Origin of the sequence: uncultured Pseudacidovorax sp. (assembly GCF_913773995.1) — a bacterium.
Taxonomy (GTDB): Bacteria; Pseudomonadota; Gammaproteobacteria; order Burkholderiales; family Burkholderiaceae_C; genus Xenophilus.
Genome location: NZ_CAJYES010000033.1, coordinates 40,876 through 54,583, shown reverse-complemented (window position 1 = coordinate 54,583; position 13,708 = coordinate 40,876). Strand labels below are relative to the sequence as shown.

Annotated in this window: 15 protein-coding genes; 9 read left to right on the top strand and 6 right to left on the bottom strand. The window is 68.3% G+C overall.

Annotation, left to right across the window (positions count from 1 at the left end):
* Window positions 1–157 precede the first annotated feature (157 nt).
* Entirely contained in the window at window positions 158–2,242 is a 2,085-nt protein-coding gene (locus QZ772_RS03175; RefSeq protein WP_295522951.1) for a family 43 glycosylhydrolase, read from the top strand.
* Here the strand turns inward: QZ772_RS03175 and QZ772_RS03170 are convergent.
* The gene (locus QZ772_RS03170; RefSeq protein ID WP_295522948.1) at window positions 2,232–3,242 is read right to left on the bottom strand and encodes a LysR family transcriptional regulator; all 1,011 of its coding nucleotides are present in this window, start codon (window positions 3,240–3,242) and stop codon (window positions 2,232–2,234) included. The genes QZ772_RS03175 and QZ772_RS03170 overlap by 11 nt on opposite strands.
* Window positions 3,243–3,316: 74 nt before the next feature.
* Here QZ772_RS03170 and QZ772_RS03165 point away from each other — a divergent pair, with 74 nt between their 5' ends.
* The 3 genes from QZ772_RS03165 to QZ772_RS03155 are packed head-to-tail and all read left to right on the top strand — an operon-like array spanning window position 3,317 to window position 6,731.
* Window positions 3,317–4,831: a sulfatase gene (locus QZ772_RS03165; protein WP_295522946.1), complete on the top strand. Its 1,515-nt coding sequence runs from the start codon at window positions 3,317–3,319 to the stop codon at window positions 4,829–4,831.
* 32 nt (window positions 4,832–4,863) lie between these two features.
* Window positions 4,864–5,835 (top strand): tripartite tricarboxylate transporter substrate binding protein, encoded by a 972-nt coding sequence (locus tag QZ772_RS03160; protein WP_295522944.1) that lies wholly within the window; start codon window positions 4,864–4,866, stop codon window positions 5,833–5,835.
* A 14-nt stretch (window positions 5,836–5,849) separates the two neighbouring features.
* The gene (locus QZ772_RS03155; protein ID WP_295522942.1) at window positions 5,850–6,731 is read left to right on the top strand and encodes a hypothetical protein; all 882 of its coding nucleotides are present in this window, start codon (window positions 5,850–5,852) and stop codon (window positions 6,729–6,731) included.
* Window positions 6,732–6,781: 50 nt separating this feature from the next.
* On the opposite strand, the gene QZ772_RS03150 is transcribed toward QZ772_RS03155, so the two are convergent.
* From QZ772_RS03150 to QZ772_RS03130, 5 genes are all read right to left on the bottom strand, one after another.
* Window positions 6,782–7,738, bottom strand: coding sequence for an AEC family transporter (locus QZ772_RS03150; RefSeq protein ID WP_295522940.1), 957 nt, complete (start codon window positions 7,736–7,738; stop codon window positions 6,782–6,784).
* 136 nt (window positions 7,739–7,874) lie between these two features.
* Window positions 7,875–8,885 carry a lipoyl synthase gene (gene lipA, locus QZ772_RS03145; protein WP_295522937.1) on the bottom strand — a complete coding sequence of 337 codons (1,011 nt, stop codon included), beginning with the start codon at window positions 8,883–8,885 and terminating at the stop codon, window positions 7,875–7,877.
* Between the two features lie 31 nt (window positions 8,886–8,916).
* Entirely contained in the window at window positions 8,917–9,570 is a 654-nt protein-coding gene (gene lipB / locus QZ772_RS03140) for a lipoyl(octanoyl) transferase LipB (protein WP_295523008.1), read from the bottom strand.
* A gap of 68 nt (window positions 9,571–9,638) precedes the next feature.
* Window positions 9,639–9,938, bottom strand: coding sequence for a DUF493 family protein (locus QZ772_RS03135; RefSeq protein WP_295522935.1), 300 nt, complete (start codon window positions 9,936–9,938; stop codon window positions 9,639–9,641).
* Window positions 9,935–10,810 carry an aminotransferase class IV gene (locus QZ772_RS03130; RefSeq protein ID WP_295522933.1) on the bottom strand — a complete coding sequence of 292 codons (876 nt, stop codon included), beginning with the start codon at window positions 10,808–10,810 and terminating at the stop codon, window positions 9,935–9,937. The genes QZ772_RS03135 and QZ772_RS03130 overlap by 4 nt, the downstream gene beginning before the upstream one ends.
* Window positions 10,811–10,927: 117 nt before the next feature.
* Here QZ772_RS03130 and QZ772_RS03125 point away from each other — a divergent pair, with 117 nt between their 5' ends.
* The 5 genes from QZ772_RS03125 (at window position 10,928) to QZ772_RS03105 (ending at window position 13,707) form a co-directional block, all read left to right on the top strand.
* Window positions 10,928–11,416, top strand: coding sequence for an ATP synthase subunit I (locus tag QZ772_RS03125; protein WP_295522930.1), 489 nt, complete (start codon window positions 10,928–10,930; stop codon window positions 11,414–11,416).
* 26 nt (window positions 11,417–11,442) lie between these two features.
* Window positions 11,443–12,321 (top strand): F0F1 ATP synthase subunit A, encoded by an 879-nt coding sequence (atpB, locus tag QZ772_RS03120; protein ID WP_017762126.1) that lies wholly within the window; start codon window positions 11,443–11,445, stop codon window positions 12,319–12,321.
* 82 nt (window positions 12,322–12,403) lie between these two features.
* Entirely contained in the window at window positions 12,404–12,658 is a 255-nt protein-coding gene (atpE, locus tag QZ772_RS03115; protein ID WP_038200332.1) for a F0F1 ATP synthase subunit C, read from the top strand.
* A gap of 37 nt (window positions 12,659–12,695) precedes the next feature.
* The gene (locus QZ772_RS03110; protein WP_017762128.1) at window positions 12,696–13,166 is read left to right on the top strand and encodes a F0F1 ATP synthase subunit B; all 471 of its coding nucleotides are present in this window, start codon (window positions 12,696–12,698) and stop codon (window positions 13,164–13,166) included.
* A gap of 10 nt (window positions 13,167–13,176) precedes the next feature.
* Complete coding sequence (locus QZ772_RS03105; RefSeq protein ID WP_295522928.1) at window positions 13,177–13,707, top strand: F0F1 ATP synthase subunit delta; 531 nt, start codon at window positions 13,177–13,179, stop codon at window positions 13,705–13,707.
* Window position 13,708 lies beyond the last annotated feature (1 nt).

The following is a 13,708-nucleotide window of genomic DNA, read 5'->3' as shown; positions in this document are numbered from 1 at the left end:
AAAGTCGGAGGAATCTTGATCGGGCCTATCGACGCGACTGATAAGTGCCACGCAAGAATCGAATTCACAGCCTGCCTGGGCCTCCGTACGCTTCGCGCCGCTGCGCTCGTTCATGCGCAATGCACACGTACGTGGAGACAACCCGATGAAGGCAGACATGACAAGCCCGCGCACGCCCTCGACGTGGCGCATGGCGCGAATTCCCCAGCTGGCAGGCCTGCTTCTGCTGGTCAGTTGTGGCGGTGGAGGCGGCTCGACCGTGGGCTTTGCGCCCGCACCGGCGGCGCCTGCGCCCAGCCCGCCGGCAACCTCTGCCCCGGCGCCAGCGCCGGTGGCACCGGCCCTGGCCACCGAGGCCGTGCTCACCAACTTCATCGCCGACGATCCGCTGGCCGGCGACAACGGGCTGCCGACCTCGCCCGCACAGACGGTCTCCTACGGCCCCATCGCCATCGGCATGGATACGGACGGCAATGCCATCCAGGCCGTGGACGAGGTGGATCTGCAGTATTTCGAAGGCCAGTACTACCTCTACGGGCCCTCCTTCAGCTGCGGCGCCTTCAACTACGCGCCGGGCGTGAACACCTGCCCGCTGATCCCCACGCAGCCCAACTCCACCTACCGCTACTGCGGTCTCACGGTCTATACGTCCTCGGACCTGATGAACTGGAAGCTGGTGGGCGGCCACCAGTACATCCAGGATCCGCAGACGGGCGAGCACTACTACGTGAAGAAGCCGCGCGTGGTGTATTCGCCCAAGACACGGCTCTACAACATGTGGTTCCTCAACGGGCAGGCCGGCCTCACGCAGTCGGGCCGTACGGGCAAGCGCTATGTGGCGCAGTCGTCCACCCCCTATGGCCCCTGGGGCACGCCTTTCGAGCCCACCATCGCTTCGGGCGATGCCGGGCCGGTCGACTTCGCATTGGCCACGGGGCCGGACGGCAAGTCGTACATGGCGACCTCGCATGGGGTGCTCAACACCATGCTGCTCAACGACGAGAAGACGGGCACGCTGGACCACACCGACATCACCGTCGCCGGCAACGTCATCGGCGGCGGCATCGGCCTCGCCTACCGCAACGGCTGGTGGTACCTCACGGGCACCAACAGCTGCGGCAACTGCCTGGCCTCGCGGCTGTACTACCTGCGCGCCCGCGATCCGCACGGCCCCTGGCTGAGCCCGGCGGACGATTCCGCCACCACGCCGCTGCAGCCCGTGCTGCTCTCCTCGGACTCGGGCTACGCGCAGATGAAGGCGCCCTTCGTGCTGCCGGACCTGCGCGGTGGCACGAACATCCTGCTGCCGGGCACGCACTACCGCTCCAGCCCCACCGGTGCGCCGGGCACCGGCGTGAACCAGCCGGGCGACAACAACCTGGCGTTGTCGGGCTGGTACACGGTGCCGCTGCAGTTCGATGCCGACGGGCGCATCCAGCCGCTCAGCACGGCGCCGACGCAGCGCTTCCCGCTCGCCAAGGCCGTCGCCAGCACGCCGGCGCGGGCCTGGCAGGCCAACCTGGGCATCGACAGCACGAAGTCGATGTCCCAGTCCTGGGACATAGCGCCCGGAGACACGCTGGCCGCCGTGCTGCCTTCGGTGTTCCAGCGTACGCCGGACAAGTCGGCTTCAGCGGCTGCCTCGGCCATCATCCAGGAGCCGAACGTGAACGCGCCGCTGGTGGCGCGGCTGCTGTTGCCCGACGGCCGCAGCCACGAATGGCAGATCGATCCGCGGACGGTCGCCTGGGCGCCCGAGAAGGTGCCGCTCAATCTGCCGGAGCCTTTCAAGGGCGGCGGCCGCGTGACGCTGACCTTGAGCAGCAGCGCCACCAACGGCGGTTACGGCGTGGCGGTGGGCAGCCGAGGCGGCCTGGTCAACAGCCAGTACAGCGCCGTCAAGGCGGGCCAGCCGGCGGTGCTGGCGCAGGCCGAGATGCTGCTGTCGACCTCCGCCACGGCCGTGCCGGCGCCGCGCATCACGGCGCAGCCCCGGTCGATCCGTGTGGCGGCGGGCACCGCGGTGGGCTTCGTGGTGCAGGCCGAGGGCGTGGGGCTGGGCTACCAGTGGCAGCGCAACGGCCAGGTGATCGTCTCGCCCAACGGCTACAACGAATCGACCACGGCCGCACTGCGCCTGCCGCCGGTGAGCACGGCCGACGCCGGCACCTACACCGTGACCGTGTTCAATCAGGCCGGCAGCGCGACCTCGGTGCCGGTCACGCTCGACGTCACGCCTTGAGCCGGTGGGCCGCGCGCACGCTGGGCACCGCCGGCCGCGCGGCCAGGAACTTGCGGATGCGCTGCGTGCTGGCGCGCAGCAGCTCGCAGCCCTTTGGCAGCTTGTCCACGTTGGCTGCCAGGTAATCGAAGGTGCTGGCCACGAAGGCCTGCACGGGCGGCATGGGCTCGCGGTCGGGCGGCAGCGCGAAGGCGATGATGCGCGACACCTCCGGCCGTGCGAGCGGCCGGCTCACCACCGAGCGCAGGGCCGGACTGGGGCACGACAGCGAGGGCAGCAGCGACACGCCCAGTCCTGCCTCCACCAGGCCCGTGAGCGTGGCGGACTGCTCCACCTCCATCGGCTCCTGCGTCAGCGCCAGACCGCTGATCACGGCGTCCATGTAGGAGCGGAACAGCGCGCCGCGCCGAAGCAGGATCAATCGTTCACCCGCGAGCTGCGACGCCTCGATCACCTCCTGCGCGGCCAGCGGATGCTGGCGTGGCAGCACCACACGAAAGCGGTCACGCAGGAAGGGCAGCAGCGCCGGCGTGGCCACCGGCCCGCGCTGGCTCAGGATGGCCAGGTCGCCCTCGCCACGGTCCAGGCGCTGGCGCAGCACCGGGTCGGCATGGTCGTGGAAGTCGATGCTCACGCCTGGGTGCTGGGCCGTGAACTCGCGCACCAGCGCCGGCAGTAGCCGATGCGCCATCGAAGGCACCGTCAGCAGCTCGATGCGGCCACGCCGCAGATGCGCCCATTCGCTGCCGCGCAGCATCAGCCGCTCATAGGCCTCCAGCACGCGACGGGCCTCGACCAGGAACTCCTCGCCGGCCGGCGTGAGCCGCACTGCCCGCGTCGTCCGCTCGATGAGCCGCACGCCCACCGTGGATTCGAGCTTGGCGATGGCCTGGCTCAGCGCCGGCTGGCCCAGGTGCACCGCCTCGGCGGCCAGGCTGAAGGAGCCGGTGTCGGCGAGTGCCGCGAAGGCACGCAGATGGCGGGGGTTGGGATGGATCACGGGAATCAATAAATGGCCACGCAGATTCGATTGGATGCATGCACGAGGCGCACCTAGTATGGCGTGCAACCGCCATGAAGACCATCTTTCTCCTCTTCGATTCGCTCAACCGCCGCAGCCTGGAGTGCTACGGCGGCAGCACGATCAAGACGCCCGACTTCCGCCGCCTGGCCGAGCGCTGCGTCACCTTCGACAACCACTACGTGGGCAGCCTGCCCTGCATGCCGGCGCGGCGCGACATGCACACGGGCCGGCTGAACTTCCTGCACCGGGGCTGGGGCCCGCTGGAGCCTTTCGACAACTCCTTCGCGGCGCTGATGCACAAGCAGGGCGTGTACTCGCACCTGGTGTCGGACCACTACCACTACTGGGGCGATGGCGGCGCCACGTACCACAACCGCTACGACACCTACGAGTTCATCCGCGGCCAGGAACGCGACCCCTGGAAAGCCATGGTGCAGCCGCCCTGGGAGCGCTTCCGCGAGATGTACCACCCCAAGCAGTTCACGCAGGAGCGACGCCACAAGCATTCGGCGCACATGATCAATCGCGAGTCGATCCGCGCCTACGGCGACTTCCCGTCGGTGCGCTGCTTCGACGCCGGCTTCGAGTTCCTCGACGGCAACCGCGAGGCGGCCGACTGGCTGCTGCACCTGGAGACCTTCGACCCGCACGAGCCCTTCCATGCGCCCGAAGAGTTCCGCAAGGACTATCCCACCGCCTACAAGGGGCCGATCTTCGACTTCCCGCCCTACAAGCGCGTGAGCGAGACCATCGAGGAGTGCGATGAGCTGCGCGCCAACTACGCAGCCATCGTGGCACTGTGCGACCACGAGCTCGGCCGCCTGCTCGACTACATGGACGCCCACCACATGTGGGACGACACGGCCCTGGTCGTGACCACTGACCATGGCTTCCTGCTGGGCGAGCACTCCTGGTGGTCGAAGAACGTGATGCCCTGCTACGACGAGGTGGCGCACATTCCGCTGTTCGTCCATCACCCGGACTTCCGCGGTCAGGCCGGCACGCGGCGGCAGGGGCTCACGCAGACGGTCGACCTCATGCCGACCCTGCTGGAGATGCACGGCATGACGCCGCCGCCGGAGGTGACCGGCGTCTCGCTGATGCCGCTGCTGGCGCGCGAATGCACGGTGCGCACGGCGGCGATCTACGGCGTGTTCGGCAGCGCGGTGAACGTCACCGATGGCCGCTACACGCTCTTCCTCTATCCGCCCGAGATGCACCGTGCCGGCCTGAACCAGTACACGCTGATGCCGATGCACATGAAGGAGATGTTCGCGGTGGAGGAACTGGCCGAAGCGCAGCTGGCGCCGCCCTTGCCCTTCACCAAGGGCACACCGGTGCTGCGCGTGCCGGCCACGCCCAAATCTCCCAACTACCGGCTGCACGGGCCAGCCGCGCAGAACGACACGGTGACGGTGATGTTCGACCTGGCCACCGATCCGGGCCAGGCGCACCCGATCACCGATGCGCAGATCCATGACCGCCTCTGCGGCGAGATCGTGCGCCTGATGAAGCAGAACGACGCACCCGCCGAGTACTTCGAGCGGCTGGGCCTGAACGCCTGAACGACACGACAACACGACGACGGAGACAAGCCATGACCACCCGACGATTCCTTGCCGCCCTGGCGGCCCTGCTGGCGCTGGGCGCGCCCAGTCTCCAGGCGCATGCCGCCTGGCCCGAGAAGCCGATCCGCCTGGTGGTGCCCTGGCCCGCGGGTGGCTCCTCCGATGCCGCCGCGCGCCTGGTCGCGCGCCACCTGGGCGAGCGGCTCAAGCAGCCGGTCATCGTGGACAACAAGGCAGGCGCCTCGGGCAACATCGGCACGGCCGACGTGGCCAAGGCCGCGCCGGACGGCTACACGCTGCTGCTGTCCTCGGGGCCCTTCTCGGTCAACCCCAGCCTGTACCGCACGCTGCCCTTCGACACGGTGAAGGACTTCGCGCCGGTGGCGCAGATCGCCAACACGCCGACCGTGCTGGTGGTGCATCCGTCCACGCCGGCGCAGACCATGCAGGAATTCATCAAGTTGGCGCAGGATCCGGCCAAGCCGCTGGCCGTGGCCACGCCCGGCAACGGCTCGGCCCAGCACCTGGCGCTGGAATTGCTCAAGAAGAAGGCTGGCCTCAGCATCAACCACATCCCTTACAAGGGCGGCGCGGTTGCGCTCAACGACCTGTTGGGCGGCCAGGTGCCCGCGATGATGTCCGGCTTTCCGGAGGCCGCGCCGCACATCAAGGCCGGCAAGCTGCGCGCGTTGGCGGTGACCACGGCGAGCCGTTCGAGCTTCCTGCCGCAGGTGCCGACGCTGGTAGAGATGAAGCTGGCGGATGCTGGCACCGCCGGCTGGAACGGCATCCACGCGCCGGCGAAGACGCCGCCCGAGCTGGTGGCCCGTCTGCACGACGAGGTCAACGCGGTGCTGGACATGCCCGAGGTGAAGGAGCAGCTGGGCGCACTCGGCTTCGAAGTGAGGCGCACTTCGCAGAAGGAATTCGCGGCTTTCGTGACCGACCAGATGGCACGCTGGGCCGAGGCGGTTCAGCTCTCTGGCGCACGGCTGGACTGAAGAGCCACGCAGCCATGGGCCGGCGACTGCTCCGCGGTGATCCGCTGGTCCTGCGCTGCGGTCCGTACACGGCCGTGGTCGTGCCGGCCGCCGGGGGGCGCGTCGCGTCGCTGACGTGGGACGATGGCGTGGGTCCGGTTCCGCTGCTGGTCGAATGGACCGGCAGCGAATTCGACGGACACCAATGGCCCAAGGCGGGCGCCTTCCCCATGCTGCCCTTTGCCAACCGGCTGCCGCCCGACGGCTTCCTGTTTGCGGGGGCGCGTCATCGTCCGCAGCCTGGTCCTTCGGGTTTCGCGCTGCATGGCATGGCCCATCGGCGGCCCTGGCAGGTGCGTGAGGTGTCGAGCCGGCATGCACAGCTTGAGCAGGTGCACGAGGCCGGCGAAGAGGGGTGGCTCTGGCCCTGGACGGCGCAACAGGACATCGTGCTGGACGACCGGGGCCTGCAGGTGACGCTGCGTTTGCGCAACGACGGCGACCACGCCATGCCCGCCGGCCTGGGATGGCACCCCTACCACCCGGCTGCGTCGGCCCAGGCCGTTTCGTCGCTGCAATTCGCCGCGGCGGCGCGCCATGCGCTGGACGAGCAGGGCCGGGCCGAGGCGGCGCCGCAAGCGGCCGTGTTCGAGGGGCAACCCGGTGAGACGGCCGTCTTCACCGGCTGGACCGGTGAGATGCGCCTCCCCGTGGCCGGACGACGCGTCATCGTGACGCGATGCGAGGGCGCCACGTCGCTGGTCTTGCATCGTCCCGTGATCGGCGACTACGTGTGCGCGGAACCTGTCACGGCCCTTCCCGGTCGGCTGGGCGAGGCGGACCCGGTGCTGCAACCCGGCGAGGTTCGCGCATTGACGTGGACCTGCCACTGCGAGACGGGGCGCTCGCCCGCCTGACGCCAGCCTTCGCGTGCCGGGCCGCAAGAGCCCGCCGGGCCAGTCCCGCCTCAGGCGCCGAGCAGGTGCGGCAGCACCGCGAGCAGCGCGCTGATGGTGAAGAAGGACAGTGCCGTCGTGGCCAGCAGCGAGGCGGCCGCCAGCGAATCCTGGCCATGCGGCTGGGCCAGGATCGGATAGATGCTCAGCATGGGCGCAGCCGCCGACAGCACCAGCGCCAGGCGAAGCGCCGGCTCCATGGGTGGCATGCCCAGCGCCTCGGCCGCCAGCAGCACCGCCAGCATCAAGGCCGGATGCAGCAGCAGCTTGCCGGCCGCGATGCGCAGCACCTGGCGGCGCATGCCGGCGAGGCCCAGCCCCACCAGCGAGCCGCCGATCACGAACAGCGACAGCGCCGTGCTGGCCTGCGCGAACAGGCCGATGGTGCGCAGCAGCGGCGCCGGCAGGCGCAGCCCCGTAAGCGCCACGGCCACCCCCGCGGCCATGGCCCAGATCATGGGATTGCGCGCCAGGCTGTGCGCGGTGCGCCGCAGCGTGAGGCGCCAGTCGCCGCGGCCGTCGGCGGCATCGGCCAGCGCCATGGCCAGCGGCACCAGCAGCAGGTTCTCCACGATCATGTTCAGGCCCAGCACCAGACCGGCCGTCTGCGCGATCACCATCGACAGGATGGGATAGCCGACGAAGCCGCTGTTGGGGCAGCTCATGCCCATGGCCATGAGCGCCGGCACGGGGTTGCCCGCCGGGCCCTGCCGCGCCGCCCACCAGCGGCCCACGAAGAGCGTGAGCAGCGAGCCGAGCGCATACAGCAGCATGTAGCGCAGGTTGAGCACATCGCCCGTCGGCCGCTGCACCAGCGCACTGAACAGCAGGGCCGGCAAGGCCAGCCGGATCACGAACAGCCCCAGCACCCGCATGTCGCCGCGGGCGAACAGCCCCCTGCGTGTGACCAGCCAGCCGGCGGCGATGGCGAGGTAGATAGGGACGGTGATCGAGAGGATGGCAAGCATGGCGGGTCCGGCGAGCCAGGAGGGTAGCCGGCGATGGCGCGAGACGCGTGCCATGCACGCATGCGCCGTGCCCGAGTCGCCTTCGCGCCCCGCGCGCGCCTGCGCACGGGACTCGGGCGATCAGGAGATCAGGTGATCAGGCAGCAGGCGCGGCTTCGGCGCCGGCGGCCAGCACATGGCCGGCCTGCTGGTCGGCGTGGTAGCTGCTGCGCACCATGGCACCCACGGCGGCATGGCTGAAGCCCATCTTGTAGGCCTCTTCCTCGAACATCTTGAAGGTGTCCGGGTGCACGTAGCGGCGCACCGGCAGGTGGCTGTTGCTGGGCGCAAGGTACTGGCCGATGGTCAGCATGTCGATGTCGTGCGCACGCATGTCGCGCATGACCTGCAGGATCTCTTCGTCGGTCTCGCCCAGGCCGACCATGATGCCGCTCTTGGTCGGCACGCTGGGATGCAGCGCCTTGAACTTCTTGAGCAGGTTCAGGCTGAACTGGTAGTCGGAGCCCGGTCGCGCTTCCTTGTACAGGCGCGGGATGGTCTCCAGGTTGTGGTTCATCACGTCCGGCGGCGCGGCCTTGAGGATCTCCAGCGCGCGGTCGTCGCGGCCGCGGAAGTCGGGCACCAGGATCTCGATCTGCGTCGTGGGCGAGAGCTCGCGCGTCTTCTGGATGCATTCCACGAAGTGGCCGCTGCCGCCGTCGCGCAGGTCGTCGCGGTCGACGCTGGTGATCACCACGTACTTGAGGCGCAGCTTGGCGATGGTCCTGGCCAGGTTGAGCGGCTCGTCCTTGTCCAGCGGGTCGGGCCGGCCGTGGCCCACGTCGCAGAAGGGGCAGCGGCGGGTGCACTTGTCGCCCATGATCATGAAGGTGGCCGTGCCCTTGCCGAAGCATTCGCCGATGTTGGGGCAGGAGGCCTCTTCGCAGACCGTGTGCAGGTTGGACTCGCGCAGGATCTGCTTGATTTCGTAGAAGCGCGTGGTTGGGCTGCCGGCCTTGACGCGGATCCACTCGGGCTTCTTGAGCACCTCGCCCGTCTGCTCGACCTTGACGGGGATGCGCGAGAGCTTGGCGGCGGCCTTCTGCTTCGCGAGCGGGTTGTAGGTGTCGGCGCTCTGGGCGTCGCGGACGACTTCGGTGGAGCTCATTGGGAGGCTTTCTGGGAGGGGCCGGGGGGTGTCAGGGCAGGAGGTAGGCCTGCAGCTTCCGGCTCAGTACCTGGGCGGCATCGTCCCAGGCCACGGGGACGCCGATTGTAGAAAGGTCGACCGTGCGCAGCCCTGCGTAGCCGCAAGGGTTGATGCGCGAATAGGGTTCCAGGTCCATGTCCACGTTCAGTGCCACGCCGTGGTAGGTGCAATGCCGGCTGACCTTCAGGCCCAGCGCGGCGATCTTGCCCAGGCCGCGGAAGGGGTCGCCGCCCGGCATGGGGCCGGTCAGAGCCGAATGCGAGAAAGGGTCGTCCAGCCGCACGTAGATGCCCGGCGCCGTGGGCACGCGATGGCCCGTCACGCCGAAGTGGGCCAGCGTGCCGATCACCGACTCCTCGATGCGGTAGACGTATTCCTTGATGAAGTAACCGGCGCGCTTCAGGTCCAGCAGCGGATAGGCCACCACCTGGCCCGGGCCGTGGTAGGTGACCTGGCCGCCGCGGTCGGTCTGGATGACGGGGATGGCGCCCGGCAGCAGCAGATGGTCCTGCCGGCCGGCGAGGCCCTGGGTGAAGACCGGGTCGTGTTCGCACAGCCAGAGACGGTCGGGCGTTTCGGGCATGCGCTCGGCGGTAAAGCGCTGCATGGCGGCGAAGGTGGCGGCGTAGTCCACCCGGCCCAGCCACTCGGGCGTGGGCGTGGGCGGGCGGACGGCTTCTGCCGCGGCCGGGGCTTCGCCGTCGGCCACGCTCACAGCACGACCTTGACCATCGGGTGCGAGGACAGCGTGCGGTACAGCTCGTCCAGCTGCTCGCGGCTGGTGGCGGTGATGGTGATGGTCACGCCCAGGTAGTTGCCGGCGCGGCTGTCGCGCAGTTCGATGGTGCCGGCGTCGAACTCGGGGTCGAACTGCTTGGCGATGTGCGTCACGGCGCCGACGAAGCCGTCCACCTTCGCACCCATCACCTTGATGGGAAAGCGCGAGGGGTATTCGATCAGCGAATCCTTGCGCGGGTCGGTCGAGCCGGGGGTGGCGGGGGTGTCGGTCATGGCTGGGGCTCCTGCTTGGCGTCCTGGTAGGCCGCATACAAGGCTTGGTAGATGGGGCCGGGCACGCCCTTTCCAACCGGGCGGCCGTCCAGGCGGGTGACGGGCACGATCTCCTTGGTGGCGGAGGAGATCAGCAGTTCGTCGGCGGCGAAGACTTCGTCGCGGGTGATGTCGCGCAGCGCGAAGGGAATGCCGCGCGATTCGCACAGCCGCTGCAGCAGCCCGTAGCGGATGCCGCGCAGGACGCGGTGGTCGGGCACGGGGCCGGCGACGGCGCCGTCCTTGATCACCCAGACGTTGCTCGACGAGGCCTCGCTCAGCAGCTCGCCGCGGAACATCAGCGTCTCGGCGGCGCCGGCCTCCACGCTGATCTGGCGCGCCAGCACGGCGCCCAGCAGGCTGGTGCTCTTGATGTGGGCCTTCTGCCAGCGGAACTCTTCGGCCGTGACGCAGGCCACGCCCTCGGCCCGCGCCTTGTCGGCCACCGGCTTGAGCGGGTTGAGCATCACGAAGACCGTGGGAATGAGGCCCGCAGGCATCGCATGGTCGCGGATGGCGACGCCGCGGGTGATCTGGATGTAGAGCGACTGCGAGGGCGACTGCTCGGACGATTCGATCAGCCGCTCGGCGATGGCGCGCCAGCCGCCACGGTCGTGGGGGTTGGGAATGCGCAATTCGTCCAGCGAGCGCTCCATGCGCGCCATGTGTTCGTCGAAGCAGAACAGGCGGCCGTCGTACACCGGCACCACCTCGTAGATGCCGTCGCCGAAGATGAAGCCGCGGTCCAGGACGCTCACCTTGGCGTCGCGCAGCGGCAGGTATTCGCCATCGAGATGGCACAGGGATTCGGGCAGGGGCGTGGCACTAGGCATGGGTCGATTATCGAAGCCGCACCACTCTGGGCTGGCCTCTACGTGTTTTTGCTACCTATAATGAGTGGCTTTGTAGATTTCCCAACCTGACCGTTTGGACCGACGGCTGCCATTCGAATGACAACCAAGGCCCCGATCCCCACGGTCGACACCGAGCCCGCGGAAGCTGACGAAGACAGCTTCACCCCGCTGACCGCCGAAGAGGCCCAGCGGCTGCGCGAGCGCCATCCCGAACTCTCCCCCTGGTGGGTGGTCGGGGCCCAGATCGCCTCGGGGTTGATCGTGGCGGCGGTGGCCTGGGGCTGGACGCAGCGGCCGGTGGCGGCGGTGTCCGCGTTCTACGGAGCCATGGCGGTGGCTGTGCCCGCTGCGCTGTTCGCCCGTGCCATGGGTCGCATGCGTGGTGGCGTGTCGCAATCGGCTGCCATGCTGGGTTTTATGGTGTGGGAACTGATCAAGATCGCGCTGACCGTGGCTCTGCTTGCCGCGGCACCGTGGCTGGTCGAGGGAATTCACTGGCTGGCTCTGCTGGCCGGCGCGGTGGTCGCGCTCAAGATGTACTGGCTCGCGCTGGTCATGCGGCCCCGCAAACCGAACCGTATTTGACTGTTTAAGAGAAAAGACGCTGAAAGATGGCCGCCGAAGGACACGCCCCGACCGCGAGTGAGTACATCGTCCACCACCTGCAGCACTGGCAGGTGGACTGGAGCCTCAAGCCCGTGGTCCAGAAGGCCATCGTGGACTTCGGTGTCATCAACCTCGACTCCGTTCTCTATGCGCTGGTGATCGGCGCGCTGGGTTGCTTCGTGCTGTGGCTCGCCGCACGCAAGGCCACGGCCGGCGTGCCCGGCCGCTTCCAGGCCGCCGTCGAGATGCTGGTCGAGATGGTCGACAACCAGGCCAAGGCCAACATCCACAACGCCAAGAGCCGCAAGTTCATCGCCCCGCTGGCGCTGACCGTGTTCGTGTGGATCTTCCTGCTCAACGCCATGGACATGCTGCCGGTGGACCTGCTGCCGGCGATCTGGTCCAAGGCCTACGCGGCCATGGGTCACGACCCGCACCATGCCTACATGCGTGTGGTGCCCACCGCCGACCTGTCCACCACGCTGGGCCTGTCGACCTCGGTGCTGCTGCTGTGCCTGATCTACAGCGTCAAGATCAAGGGTCTGGGTGGCTGGGGCCACGAGCTGATCTCGGCGCCCTTCGGGGCCCACCCCCTGCTGTGGCCCATCAACCTGCTGATGCAGATCATCGAATACCTGGCCAAGACCATCTCGCACGGCATGCGGCTGTTCGGCAACATGTATGCGGGTGAACTGGTGTTCATGCTGATCGCCCTGATGGGCGGCGCCATGGCGGCTTCGCTGTCGGGCGTGCTGCTGCCCATCGGGCACATCATCGCCGGCACCATCTGGGCGATCTTCCACATCCTGGTGATCACGCTGCAGGCCTTCATCTTCATGATGCTGACGCTCATCTACCTGGGCCAGGCGCACGAAGCCCACTGAGCGGCCCCTGCGGCCCTCACGCTCTCGCTTTTCCTCTCGTTTCGTTTTTCCCTCTCTCTTGCCTTTCATCTAAGGAGTCATCATGGCAAACGTTCTCGGTCTCGTCGCTCTGGCTTGTGGTCTGATCGTCGGTCTCGGCGCTATCGGCGCGTCCATCGGCATCGCCCTCATGGGTGGCAAGTTCCTCGAGTCCTCGGCTCGCCAGCCTGAACTCATGAACGACCTGCAGACCAAGATGTTCATTCTGGCCGGTCTGATCGACGCCGCCTTCCTGATCGGCGTGGCCATCGCCCTGCTGTTCGCCTTCGCCAACCCCTTCGTCGTCGCCGGCGCCTGATCCTTTTCGTCCACACCGTCTGTAGAAAGGTGTTGTCGTGAGCATCAACGCAACCCTGTTCGTTCAGGCCGTCGTCTTTTTGCTGCTCGTGCTGTTCACGATGAAGTTCGTGTGGCCGCCGATCGCAAAGGCGCTGGATGAACGGGCTCAAAAGATCGCTGCGGGCCTGGCGGCCGCCGAGAAGGCCAAGGCCGAACTCGCTTCCGCCAACCAACGCGTCGAGCAGGAGCTGCAGGCTTCGCGCACCGAGACCAGCAATCGCCTGGCCGATGCCGAGCGCCGCGCCCAGCAGATCATCGAAGAGGCCAAGGCCCGTGCCACCGAGGAGGCCAACAAGATCGTGGCCGCCGCGCGCGATGAGGCCGAGCAGCAGTCCGTGCGTGCCCGTGAAGTCCTGCGCGAGCAGGTCGCCACGCTGGCCGTCAAGGGTGCCGAGCAGATCCTGCGCAAGGAAGTCGATGCCAACGTGCATGCCGACCTGCTCAATCGCCTGAAGACCGAGCTGTAAGGACGAATCGATGGCCGAACTCGCCACCATTGCCCGTCCTTACGCCGAAGCGCTGTACAAGGCGTCTGCCGGCAACGCGCAGGCCACGGCCGAATGGCTGGAGCCGCTGGCCCAGGTGGCCGGCAGCGCGCCGCTGCAGCAATTCGCAGCCAGCCCCAAGGTGTCCTCGCAGCAGGTGTTCGACCTGATCGCCGGGATGGTGCCGGGCGGCCTGCCGCAGCAGGGCCAGAACTTCCTGCACGCCGTGATCGACAACGGCCGTCTGGCCGCTCTGCCGGAAGTGGCGACGCAGTTCCGCGCCCTGCAGAACGCCGCCAGCGGCGCTGCCGATGCCGTGCTCTTCAGCGCCTTCCCGATCGAAGGCACGGCTCTGGGCGAAGTCCAGGCCGCACTGGAGCGCCGCTTCGGCCGCAAGCTGACCACCCGCGTGGAGCTGGACCCGTCGCTCATCGGCGGCATCCGCGCCGTGGTCGGCGACGAAGTGCTCGACACCTCGGTCAAGGCCCGTCTCGAACAAATGAAGGCGGCGCTCACCGCCTGAC